The organism is Streptomyces venezuelae, assembly GCF_008642315.1.
In the GTDB taxonomy this organism is placed as follows: Bacteria; Actinomycetota; Actinomycetes; order Streptomycetales; family Streptomycetaceae; genus Streptomyces; species Streptomyces venezuelae_D.
The window spans coordinates 6,312,502-6,324,964 of the sequence record NZ_CP029192.1 but is presented as its reverse complement, the minus strand read 5'-3'; the positions used below and the strand labels follow the sequence as shown (position 1 = coordinate 6,324,964).

Genomic DNA, 12,463 nt, shown 5'->3' with positions numbered 1-12,463 from the left:
GCAAGGCTTGATGATTCTTGACATGTCACGACCAATTCCGGCCGTGCAGCGCACGTGCCCCTCTCACCCCACGTGGCCCCCTCCCCCCGGACTCACCTCTCGCCCCGGAGCGCCTCCCCCACCTCCTTCGCCAGGAGCCGCACGTACGCCTCGGTCCAGGCCTCGACCGTGGACCGGTCCCACAGGTCGGTCGAGTACTCCAGATACCCGGAGAGCACGTCGCCCGTCGGGATCAGCCCGAAGTTGAACTCGGAGCGTGCGCCCGGGACCGCGAGGTCCTCGACCGCCGTGGCCAGGCCCGGCAGTTCGACCTCGGTCTCCAGCGAGCTCTGGTACTGGAACCCCAGCGGCAGCCGGTCCGGCACCTCCGTGCCCAGCACCGCACCCACGTCCGCCGCCACCGCGCGGAGCGGCGCCGCATGGTCGATGGCACCGACCGCGGCCCGCGCCGCCCGGTCCACCAGCTCCCCGAACGACGCGTCCGCATCGCCCCGGACCCGCAGCGTGAAGGACGACACCGTGCAGGCCGCCAGCGCCTCGAACTCGCGCCGCTCGCGGTTGGCGTGGGAGATGCCGAGCACGACGTCAGGGCCCTGCTCCCCCACCTCAGCGACCAGCCGCGCGAACGCGGCCGCCGTCACCACGAAGGGAGTCGTACGGTGCCGTCGCGCCAGCGCCTCCACGTCGGCGCGCGCCTCCTTGTCCACCGTGAACAGGACGACGTCGCCCGCACCGCTCAGCTCCGCCGGACGGACCCGGTCAAGCGGCAGCGGCATCCCGTACCGCGCGCCCGCCAACTCCCGCGCCCAGTAGTCGACCAGGCGGCCCTTGTCCTGCGTACGGGTCTGCTCGCGCTGCCAGCGCGCGTACTCGCCCGGCTGCGGAAGGCTCTCGGCGGCGGGCAGGCCGTCGGGGGCCCCGGTGGCCGCGGCCCCGTACAGCGCCGCCAGCTCACGCAGCAGCAGACTGACCGACCAGCCGTCGCAGGCCGCGTGGTGCAGGACGAAGAGCAGCACCCAGCGGTCGCCGTCCACCCGCATCAGCCGCAGCACGGGCGCGAGTTCGGCCTCGATGTCGAAGGGGACGGCCACCGCATCCCCCGCCAGCCGCTCCGCCTCGTCGGCCGCGGCGTCCGCCGACCCGAGCCGCGCGAACAGGTCCTCCTCGGGCAGGGCCACGGGCCGCGCCGGCAACGCCTCCTGCCACCACTCCCCCTCGCCGTCCGCCACGAAGCGCGTCCGCAGCGCCTCGTGCCGGGCGACGAGCCGGGTGAGCGCGGTGCGCAGGGCCGGTACGTCGAGCGCTCCCGTCAGGGTGAGCCGCATCGCCACGTTGTAGATCTGCGGGCGCGGATGGGTGCGGTGGCGGGTGAGGAAGGCGGACTGCTGGGCGGTGAGAGGGGCACGGGCAGGCGTGTCGCCGGGCTCCGCGGTCTCACCGCCCGCCGCCGGGCGGACCCCGTCCCGCGCCAGGTGGGCGGCCATCGCCCGGAACGTGGGCTCCTCGTAGAAGCGCGCCACGGGGTACTCCGTGCCGAACTCCTCCCGTACGCCGTTGGCCAGCCGGATCGCCGTGAGGGAATGCCCGCCGAGCTCGAAGAAGGACGCGTCCGGCGCGATAGCCGACGCGTCGACCTCGAACTCCTCGGCCCAGAGCCGCTTGAGCCGCGCCTCGACGGACGCCGCGTCCGCGGCCCCCGACTGCGCGGAACCGGTTGCGTGCGGGGGCGTCTCGGGGTTGGTCACGATGCCGGGCGCGGGCAGGGCGGCGCGGTCAAGCTTGCCGTTGCCGGACAGCGGAAGGCCGGGCAGGACGGCCCAGGCGCGGGGCACGAGGTGGTCGGGCAGCCGCTCGGCGAGGCCGGCCGTCAGCCGTTCGCAGAGCTCCTGCGCGGCGACGCCGGGGTCGTGCGCGCCGTCGCGCACCACGTAGGCGACGAGGCGGGCGTCGCCGTGGCGGTCGCGACGGGCAAGCACGACGCCGTCGCGCACCCCGGCGAGGCCGTTGAGCGCGCGGGACACCTCTTCGGGCTCGACACGGTGACCCCGCACCTTCACCTGGTCGTCCGTACGGCCGCGGAACTCCAGGGCGCCGTCACCCCTCCAGCACACCAGGTCGCCGGTGCGGTACATCCGCCCGCCGGTGCCGTGTGGATCACGCACGAAGCGCTCGGCCGTCAGCTCGGGCCGCCCCAGGTACCCGGTGGCCACGCCGGGCCCGCCGACGTACAGCTCCCCGACCTCCCCGGCGGGAACCTCGCGGCCGTCCGCGCCGAGCACCCGGAGGGTGACGTTGTGGACGGGCCGGCCGATCGGGATCGGCAGGTCGGGTCCGTCCGGGGAGCGCGGCCCGACCGTCTCGGCCGTGCACAGCACGGTCACCTCGGTCGGCCCGTACACGTTGACCGTCTCGTACGGCGCGCCGGGGCGCGGGCGGGCCCGCATCACATCGCCGCCGAGCAACAGGTGACGCAGAGGCGGCTGTTGGGGCTCGGGAAGGGCGAGGACCGCCTCGCCGAGGGCGGTCGGCAGGATCGAGAAGGTGACGCCCCGGTCCGCGTACCAGCGGGCCAGCGCGGCCGGATCCTTGCGAACCGCCTCGTCCGCCACGACGACGGTGGCACCCGCCGTCAGCGCCGGCCAGATCTCCAGGGCGGCGGCGTCGAAGCCCTGGCTGCAGACGGCGGCACTGCGGTCGTCCACGGTGAACCCGAACCGCTCGTGGTGCCACTGGCAGAGATCGACGACGGCCCGGTGCGGAAGGGCGACGCCCTTGGGGGTCCCGGTGCTGCCGGAGGTGTAGATGGCGAAGCAGAGGGAGTCGGGGGCGGCGGTCGCGGTGTCGGGGGCCGTGGTTCCGTCCCGGCGGGCCGTCATGCTCGCCGAGACGTCCACCAGCGCCGTCCCGGCCGGGACCTTCGGTCGCCCGGCTCCCGGGTCCGCGCTCGTGCCCGTCACCAGAACCCGCGCCCCGCACTCCGCGAGGACCGCCTCGGCCCGCGCCGTGCCCTGGGCCGGGTCCAGGGGGACGTACCCGCGCCCCGACTTGAGGGCCGCCAGCATCGCGACGATCAGGTCGGCGCCGCGCGGCAGCCACAGCGCGACCGGTGTGCCGGGCCCTTCCGCCGTACGCAGCACCGCCGCGAGCCGCTCCGCGCGCTCCTCCAACTCTCCGTACGTCAGCTCGCCTTCGCCGCTGATCACCGCCGTACGGCCGGGGGCCACCTGCGCCCACCGCGACGTCAGCGAGTCGACCGTGCTGCTCGTCCGCTGCCGGACCGGCCCGTGGCGCCACTCCCCCGGCACCGCGCCCGCGGGGTCCGGGTCCGTGAGGTCCGCGCCCACCGCCTCCGCGAGGATGCCCCTGAACGTCCCGAAGAGCGCGTCGACCGTCGCCTCGTCGAAGAGGTCCGTGTGGTACTCCAGGTGGCAGCGGATGCCGTCCGGCAGGTCGGTGAAGTAGACGCTGAGGTCGGTCAGCGCCTTGTCCGGGCCCGAGTCGAGCGGTGTCGCCCGCACCTCGGGCAGGTCGAAGAGGAACGGGTCGCCCGTCTCGAACTCGGCGAGCGTCTGGAAGACGGGCGTACGGTCCAGGGTGCGCGGCGGCGCCAGCTCCCGCACGACCGCCTCGAAGGGCACGCCGGCGTGGTCGTACGCGTCCAGGGCCACCCCGCGCACCCGGTCGAGGAGCGTGGTGAAGTCCGGGTCCCCGGAGAGGTCGAGGCGCAGCGCGAGCGTGTTGACGAAGAAGCCGATGACGTCCTCGTACTCGGGCTTGCGGTCGGACATCGGCGTGCCGACGACCAGATCGTCCTGGCCGGTGACCCGGTGCAGCGCGGCCGCGTAGCCGGCGAGCAGGGTCATGAAGAGGGTGCTGCGGCGGGTCCGGCTGAACTCCCGCAACCGTGTGGACAGTTCGGGGTCCAGGGTGCGGAACAGGGCCCGGCCGTTGGACGTCATCACCGCGGGCCTCGGCCGGTCGGTCGGCAGGTCGAGGACGGGCAGGTCGCCGTCGAGCGCCTTCTTCCAGTACGCCAGGTCCTCGGCCGCCTCGGGGCCGCCCAGGGAGTCGAGCTGGGTGCGGGCGTGGTCCGCGTAGGTGCGGGTGAGGGCCGGGAGGTCCGTCGACGGCTCGCCCCGCAGCCGGGCTCGGTAGAGGGCGGACACATCGCGGGCGAGCACGGCCGCGGACGCCGCGTCCATCACGATGTGGTGCAGGGAGAGCACGAGGACGTGCCGCCGCTCGCCGAGCCGGACGAGACGTGTGACGAACAGCGGGCCCTCCGCCAGGTCGAAGCGGCGCTCGCTCTCGTGCGCGAGGACGGCGGCGACGGCGTCCCCGCCCCCCGTGCCGTCGACGACCTCGAAGTCCACCCCGCCCGGCGGGCGCGTGAACTGGCGTGCCTCCCCCGCCACTTCACGGAAGACGGTGCGCAGCTGACCGTGGCGCGCGGCCAGGTCGCCGAGCGCGGCCCGCAGCGCCGGGACGTCCAGCGGGCCTTCGAGCTCGATGGCCTTGGTCTCGTTGTACGCGGTGCGGCCCGGCAGCATCCGCTCCAGGAACCAGACACGCTGCTGACCCGGGGAGAGCGGCGCGCCCCGGTCGGCGGCCACCGGCACGGGCGCGCTCTCGTGCGCGCCGCGCAGCGCGTCGAAGTGCCGCAGCCCCTCCCGCAGCGCCGTCGGCTCCACGCCGAAGTCGACGAGCCCGACGATTTCGTCCGCGCCCGCCGCGCGCACCGCGTCCACGACGGGCCGCACACTCTCGGGGCTGCCGATGAGGGCGCGCTGGTCGCAGTAGCGGTCGTAGGCGCGGCGGAAGACCACATCCAGGTCGTCCTCGCTCAGGGCGGACATGTCGATCTTCTGGCCCAGGCTGTTCGCCACGTTGCCGAACAGGGACAGGGACGAGCGCATGTACCGCGCCAGGGGGTCGCGTGCGACGGCGCGGGCCGCCGCGTGGTCCTCGGCGAGGTAGGTGTGCAGCAGCACGGCCACGTGCCCGGCGTCCGGGTCGAGGCCGCACTCGGCGCGCGTACGGCGGTAGAGCGCGACGTTGTCGCGTAGCTGCTCGACGCTCTGGGTCATGAGGTTGGTGACGATGCCGACGTCGTTGCGGGCCGCGAGCTCGTACGACGCGGGGTTGCCGACGACCGCCGTGTACATCGGCGGCGCGTCCTGCACGGGCCGGGGGAACAGCCGCAGGTCGCTCTCCCCCTTCCCGGTGGTGCGGCGCACCGCCTCGCCGCGCCACAACTTCCGTACCTCCGCGACCTGTTCGTACATCAGCTCCTTGTGGGAGCCGAAGCGCTCGGGGAAGAAGACGAAGTCGTTGGCGTGCCAGCCGCTCGCGCAGCCGATGCCGATCCGGCCGCCGGAGAGGTTGTCGACCATCGACCACTCTTCGGCCACCCGGATCGGGTCGTGCAGCGGCAGCACGACGGAACCCGCGTTGATGCGGATGCGCCCGGTCTCGCGGGCGAGCGCGGCGGCGAGGACGACGGGGTTGGGGAAGAGGCCGCCGAAGGAGTGGAAGTGCCGCTCGGGGATCCACAGGGAGTGGAAGCCGTGGCGGTCGGCGAACCGGGCCGTCTCCAGGAGGTGGTCGTACTTGCCGTGCCCGGAGGTCGCGTCGTCGTCCTGCGGATAGTCGCCGAAGAAGTAGACGCCGAAGTCGAGGGGGCGGGACTTCCGTTCCGCCCCCTCCGGCCGCTCCGGCCGCTCCGGCCGCTGAGCGGTCACGGCCGCACGGTTCCAGGCCATGGCCTTAGGCTTCGCCGCGGGAACGGGAGCCGCCCCGGGAACGGGAACCGCCTCGGGAGTGGCCCTCCGCGCGGGCACCGCGGGCTTGTTCCCGAGCGGGAACCCGGCCCCGCGCAACTCCCGGAGCGAGTCCTTCACCGCTTCCGCGATGAACTCGACGTCGCCGTCGGAGTGTTCGGTGGACAGGAAGAAGTTGCGCCACTCCCACACGTGCACGCCGCGCAGCATCAGGTGGTGGTAGAGGAGTTCCATGTCCGCGCGGTGCTCGAAGCGGAACATCGAGCCGAAGTGGCTCATGCTCAGCGCGTATCCCTCGGCCTCGAAGAACGAGTTGAGCGTGGCGGCCAGTTCGTCCGTGCGGGCGTTCAGCCGCTCCTGGAGGCGCGGGCTGTGCTCCTTGAGGTGGGCGAGCACGGCGCGGGTGGCGACCATCGACACCGGGTGCTGGATGTACGTACCGCCGAAGAACGTGGTGTCGGCGGCCGGGTAGCTGTCGTCCCCGTAGCTCCAGTGGCCGCCGTCGATGCCGTCCATGATGTCGGCGCGGCCGGCGATGGCACCGATGGGGAAGCCGCCGCCGAGCAGTTTCCCGTACGTGGCGAGGTCGGGCGTGACCCCGTAGAGCTCCTGGGCGCCGCGCGGCGCGGGACGGAAGCCGGTCAGCATCTCGTCGAAGAGGAGCACGATGCCGTGCCGACGGGTCAGCTCGCGCAGGCGGCGTACGAAGTCGGCGGGCCGGAGCGACGGGTGGCGGCTCTGCACGGGCTCGACGACGACCGCGGCGATGTCGGCGGCCTGCTGCTCGATGACGGCGAGGCTCTCCTCCCCGCCGTACGGCAGGACGAGCAGGTCGGCGACGGCGCCCTGCGGGACGCCCGCGGACATCGGGACCGTCGTCAGGCCCTCGCCGCCGGTGCGCGGGGAGCGCCCGAGCACGTTGTCGTTGTGGCCGTGGTACGCGCCCTCGAACGTGATGATGCGGGAGCGTCCCGTGGCGGCGCGGGCGAGCCGGATCGCCGCGGAGTTCGCCTCCGTACCGGAGTTGGCGAAGGCGACGCGCTCCATCCCGGTCAGCTCGGCGAGCAGCTCGGCGGCCTCGCCGGTCTCCACGTTGCGCGGGCCGAGCTGGATGCCGCGCGAGAGGTGCTCGCGGACCGCCTCGGTGACGAAGGCGGGCTCGTGCCCGAAGAGCAGGACGCCGAAGCCCATCGTGATGTCGACGTACCGGTTGCCGTCGATGTCCTCCAGCCACGACCCCCGCGCCCGGCGCCCCGCGATCGGATACAGCATCTCCTTCGTGCTGCTGCGGAAGCCGACCGCCGCCCTGCTGTCGGCGAGCACGCGCCGGTAGCGCTGGGCGATGCTCTTCGACGTGGGCGTCTTCGCGGTGTAGCGGCGCACCAGGTCGTCGAGATGGGCCCGCTGCGTGTCGGTCGCGTTGCCGCGGATCATGCCGGAGCCGCGGGCGACCTCCAGGCGCGGCCCGTGCTGGGCCGGGCGGGGCGCCGGGGACTCGGCCGGGGGCTGCGCCTCCTGCGGGGTGTCCATCTGCCGGGCGATGCGCCGCGAGAGCTCGGCCATCGCGGCGAGGTCCTGGTCGACGGCGGCGGATACGGTGTCCGCTCCCCCGGTCATCGGCCCGCCTGCGCGGTGAGCAGCTGGGAGAGCTGTCCCATCAGCTGGAGCTGCACCTGCGTGAGCTGCTGGAGCTGCCGCCGGAGCTCTTCGACCTCATGACGGGTGGCGTACGCGTCCTGACGCGTGGCGTCCACGGCGGCAGGCGGAGTGTCGTGGACGGCCGGGCGCTCCTCGGTCGCCGCCACGGGGGCCGAGGCCACGGTGGGGGCCGGGGCCACAGCGGGGGCCGAGGCGCGGGCCGGAGCCGCCTTGCCCGCGATGATCACCGCCAGGCCGCGCGCCGTTCCCGCCTCCTCGAAGAGCTCCCGCATCGACACCTTGACCCGGTGCTCCTCCTCCAGTTCCCGGAGCACCCCGATCATCTGCAGCGAGTCCGCGCCGAGGTCGAAGAAGGACGCGTCCTCCGCTATCTCGCTGGTGTCGTAGCTGAGGTGTTTCGCGGTGACCTTGATGATGTGCTGGAGCACCCGCTCGACCGCTGCCTCGTCCTGTGCCACTGCCGCCCCATCCCTTGTCGGTTGTTCGCGTACGGGTTGTTCGGGTTTCACGGGCCGGGGGAGGTGGTTCTCCGGCCCCGTCCAGTAGTCCTTGTGCTGGAAGCGGTATCCGGGCAGCGGGATCCTCCGGCCGCCCGTCCCGCCCATGAAGGCCCGCCAGGCGACCGGCGCCCCCGCCCGGAACAGCCCGGCGGCCGCGTCCCACAGCGGTGCGAGCCCCGCGCCGCGCCGCAGCGTCGGATGCCCGGCCCGGTCCGGGAGCGCGCGCCGCGCGAGGCCGCTGAGTGTCGTGTGCGGGCCGATCTCCAGCAGCGTGCCAACGTTGTCGTACGAGGCTGCCAACTCCCCCAGTACGTCGGCGAACCGGACCGGCTCACGCGCCTGACGTACGACATAGTCGGCGTCCGGCACCCACCCGGCCGGCCGCGTACGCCCGTCGAGCCCGCTCACGAACGGCACGCGGCTCCCCCGCCACTGCACCCCGCCGACCAGTTCCCGCACCCCGTCGAGCGCCGGGTCCATGAGGGCCGTGTGGAAGGCGTGCCGCACCGGGAGCGCGCGTACGTCGATGCCGCGCCCGGCGAGGAGTTCCGTCAGGCGTGCCATGGCGTCCGCCGGGCCCGCGAGGACCTGACTGTGTTCGCCGTTCGTGACGGCGAGCTCCACGCCGGGCACCTCCGCCGCCAGGTTCCGCGCCGTGTGCGCGTCCGTCGGGACGGCGACCATCGCGCCGGGCGCGCACCGCTCCCGCATGAGCCTGCCCCGCCCCGCGGTCAGCCGCAGCCCGTCCTCGACGCCGAGCACACCGGCCGCGTACAGCGCGCCGTACTCCCCCACGCTGTGTCCCGCCACCACGTCCGGCTCGATCCCTGCCTCCTGCCACAGGCGGACGAGCGCGCACTGCAGCGCGAAGAGGGCGGGCTGCGCCACCTCGGTGTCGAGGACCGGCTCCCCTGGGTCCCCGCTCCCGGCGTCGCCGAGCAGCGGGCCGAGGAGGCTGCCCCCGCCGGTGAGGCCGGCGAACTGCCGCTCGCAGGCGTCCAGGACTTCGCGTACGACGGCGAAGCGCCCGTACAGGGGACGGGCCGCGCCCCGGTGAAGGCTGCCCTGCCCCGTGAAGAGGAAGCCGACGCCGCCTCCGCCCGACCGCCGTGACCGGGACGGTCCGGACCCCGCGATCCACTCGTCCAGCGCCCCCGTCAGCGCCGCCACCGTGTCGCCGCGCACCGCGAGCCGGTGGCCCCGGTGGGAACGGCCCAGGGCCAGCGTGGTCACGAGGTCGGCGTGGTGCGTCGCGGGGTGGGCGCGCAGGTGGTCGCGGAGGGCCGCGGCGTTGTCGGCGAGCGCCTTCTCCGTGTGGCCGGAGACCACCAGGACGCCCGGGGGCGGCGGCACGTCGGCGGCGGGCCTCGGCGTGGGCCCCGGGGCCTCCTCCAGGACCATGTGGACGTTGGTGCCGCCGACACCGAACGAGCTGACGCAGGCCCTGCGCGGCACGTCGCCCGCGGGCCACGGCCGGGCGGATTCGGGGATGTGGAACGGGCTGGCCGCGAGGTCCAGGGCGGGGTTGGGGCGGCGGAAGTTGGCCATCGGCGGGATGACGCCGTGCCGCAGGACCAGGAGGGTCTTGACCAGGCTCGCCAGGCCCGAACACACGTCGAGGTGGCCGATGTTGGCCTTCACGGAGCCGAGGGCGCAGTAGCCCGTGCGGTCGGTGTCGGCGCGGAACGCGGCGGTGGCACCCTCGAATTCGATGGGGTCGCCCTTGAACGTGCCGGTGCCGTGCGTCTCCAGATAGCCGACCGTGCCCGCGTCGACGCCCGCACGTTCCAGGGCGCGGCGGATCGCACCGCGCTGGCCGTCCGCGCTGGGCGCGCTGAACGCCTTCTTGTCCGCGCCGTCGTTGTTGACGCCCCAGCCCCGGATGACGCCGTGGATGTGGTCACCGTCCGCGACGGCCCGGTCCAGGCGCTTGAGCACCAGCGCCACGACCCCCGTGCCGCCGACGGTCCCGTCCGCGTCGGCGTCGAAGGGCCGCAGGCGGCCGCTCTTGGAGAGGATGGACCCCTTGACGTACTGGTAGCCGAGCACCTGCGGCACGTGGAGGGCGGTGGCCCCGGCGACGGCGATGTCGCACTCCCCGGCGACCACGGACTGCGCGGCGAGGCAGGCCGCCGTGAGCGAACTGGAGCACGCCGTCTGGACGTTGACGGCGGGGCCGGTCAGGCCGAGCCGGTAGGCGGCGCGGTTGGCGGTGAAGTCGGTGAAGTTGCCGATGGTGACCTGGAGCCCGGCGACCCAGTCCTCGATGCCGCCCTGGAGGACGTTGTTCTGGAGGTACGTCTGGAGGGAGTAGAGGTGATAGCCGGTGCTCGCGTACACGCCGACGTCGTTGCGAGCACCCCCGGACCGTCCCCCCGCGTACCCCGCGTCCTCCAGCGCGTGGTGCACACACTCCAGGAACAGCCGCTGCTGCGGATCGGTGATCCGCGCCTCGTGCGCACTCATCCCGAAGAACGCCGCGTCGAAGCCCGCGATCCCGTCGAGCACCCCGCTCGCCCCGACGAACTCCTCGGCCCGGTACACCTCTTCGGGCACCCCGGCGGCGGCGAGTTCGCCCTCGGTGAAGCGGCGGATGCGGTCGGCGCCGTCGTGGATCGTGCGCCAGAACTCCTCGGGGGTGTCGGCGCCGGGCAGCCGGAAGGACATGCCGATGACGGCGACGGCGTCACGGGCGGGGGCAGCGGCTGTGGTCATCGGGGGGCCTCGCTCTCGCGCTCCACGGATTCATTGCCCTGCCGGTGCGGCGGCTCCTGCGCCACCGGTAAGGGGTCGTCGGACGCCGCTCTCCGCCCCTGACGCACCAGGGCGACGAACATCCCGAAGCACAGGACGATGGCCGACCCGTGCAGCAGCCCCACGACGTGGAACGGCGAGAAGCGGTCGAGCAGCGCGCCGCTGACCAGCATGCCGAGACCGAAGCCGGTGTTCTCGACCGACGCGGAGAGGCCGAAGAGCCTGCCGCGCTGCTCGTCGGGGGCGGCCTGCAGCCTGGTCACATAGGCGATCTCGGTGAGCCCGTCGGCCATGCCCGCGACGAGGGCGGCCGCGACCGCCACGTACGTGGGCAGCCCGGCGAAGACCACGATGAACGCGGCCGACATCACGCACGCCCCGACCGCGAAGGCCCGCTCCCCCGGCCCCTGCCGCCCGCCGCGCCCGGCCCACCGCCCGCACACCTGCTGCATGACGATGTTGCCGATGGCCCACGTCGCCCAGAACTGGCTGACGAACGTGGCCGGATGGGACGGGTCGAGGTCGCTGGAGTAGACCGGCAGGGCCACGTTGTGGGAGGAGGAGCCGAGGCCGTCGGCGGCCCTGAGCGCGATCATCAGGGCGAGGACGGGGGCGGCCCGCAGCAGGATCAGCGCGCCGACGCCACGCTCCCCGGAGTCACCCGTCGAACCGTCCTCGGCCGCGCCCTCCTCAGCGCCCCCGTCCTTCTCCCGCCGCGCCCGCGTACGGATCGGCAGGGAGAGCAGGACGCACGCGGAGACCGCGAACGTGGCGGCGTCGAGGGAGATCGCGGCGACGTAGCCGAGTTGCGCGACCACGACCCCCGCGGAGGCGAAACCGGCGATCATGGCGAGGGAACGCCCGGTCGCGAGCAGCGAGTTGGCGCGCAGCCGCAGGTCGCCGCCGACGATCTCGGGGATGCTGCTGCGCAGCGCGACACCGGAGAGGGTCGAGCAGAAGCCGGTCACGACGGCCAGCACGTACAGCAGTCCGGCGCGGCCCCCGTCGGGCGCGATCAGCAGCGCTATCATGGCGGCGCACTGTGTGAGATCGGCGCCAACCATCAACATCTTCCGGTCGTGCACCGAGACCAGCCGCCCGCTCACAAAGCCGGAGACGACGCTGGTCAACAGGCGTACGGCCATGAAGATTCCAGCGGCCAGGGCGCTGTCGGTCACCTCGTAGACGAAGACGTTGAGGGCGACCATGTTCAGGTAACTGCCGTACGCCGATATGCCGTTGCCCACGACGAGCAGGCGAAAGTACCGCAAGCTTCCCCCCTGGTCCACGCGCCGGGCTGCCTTGAGAACGTGCACGGCTGCGCTCAGCCGAGGCCGCCTTCACAGTCACCCGCGCCGAACCCCGCTCACAGTCCCTCGAATTGGGGACTTGACACGGCCTGTCGCCCTCAGTAGCGCCGCGTTTCCCCTGGGTACGCGGGGTTTCCTTTCTGTTTCTTCACAAGCGTGGTTAGATCACGTTGCGGCTACAGCCGTCGTACGTGTTGACAGTCCCTCCCGGAGGGAAGATGCCAGTAAGCAGCCGCCCGCCGAACCCGCCGGCGTTGTCCCACAGGGAGCGTCAGGTGCTGGCCCATATCGCGGATGGCCTCTCCCACAAGCAGATCGCCCGGCGTCTGGGCATCAGCGTGCACACCGTGAGCACGTACTTGCGCCGCATCCGCAGCAAGCGCACCGCGCCCACGGTGGCCCATCTGATCCACCTCAGCCACACGGAGGACTGCTGACAGCCCTCCGGTGAGTGCCGCCC

At 73.4% G+C, this 12,463-nt stretch carries 4 protein-coding genes; 1 reads left to right on the top strand and 3 read right to left on the bottom strand.

From position 1 onward, the window contains the following. Positions 1-92: 92 nt before the first annotated feature. From DEJ48_RS27710 to DEJ48_RS27700, 3 genes are read right to left on the bottom strand one after another with little or no spacing between them, the layout of a single operon-like run. On the bottom strand, positions 93-7,397 hold the full coding sequence (locus tag DEJ48_RS27710; protein WP_150218948.1) for a non-ribosomal peptide synthetase: 7,305 nt from the start codon (positions 7,395-7,397) through the stop codon (positions 93-95). Further along, complete coding sequence (locus tag DEJ48_RS27705; protein WP_150218947.1) at positions 7,394-10,654, bottom strand: type I polyketide synthase; 3,261 nt, start codon at positions 10,652-10,654, stop codon at positions 7,394-7,396. Before DEJ48_RS27705 ends, DEJ48_RS27710 begins: the two co-directional genes overlap by 4 nt. Next, the gene (locus DEJ48_RS27700) at positions 10,651-11,964 is read right to left on the bottom strand and encodes an MFS transporter (protein ID WP_150218946.1); all 1,314 of its coding nucleotides are present in this window, start codon (positions 11,962-11,964) and stop codon (positions 10,651-10,653) included. The genes DEJ48_RS27705 and DEJ48_RS27700 overlap by 4 nt, the downstream gene beginning before the upstream one ends. A 257-nt stretch (positions 11,965-12,221) precedes the next feature. Here DEJ48_RS27700 and DEJ48_RS27695 point away from each other — a divergent pair, with 257 nt between their 5' ends. Further along, entirely contained in the window at positions 12,222-12,440 is a 219-nt protein-coding gene (locus DEJ48_RS27695; RefSeq protein ID WP_150218945.1) for a response regulator transcription factor, read from the top strand. Positions 12,441-12,463: the final 23 nt, after the last annotated feature.

Bases quoted from the DNA above. Each gene is read 5' to 3' on its own strand.
- DEJ48_RS27710 (WP_150218948.1), bottom strand. From the start codon at position 7,397: ATGACCGGGGGAGCGGACACCGTATCCGCCGCCGTCGACCAGGACCTC.
- DEJ48_RS27705 (WP_150218947.1), bottom strand. From the start codon at position 10,654: ATGACCACAGCCGCTGCCCCCGCCCGTGACGCCGTCGCCGTCATCGGC.
- DEJ48_RS27695 (WP_150218945.1), top strand. From the start codon at position 12,222: ATGCCAGTAAGCAGCCGCCCGCCGAACCCGCCGGCGTTGTCCCACAGG.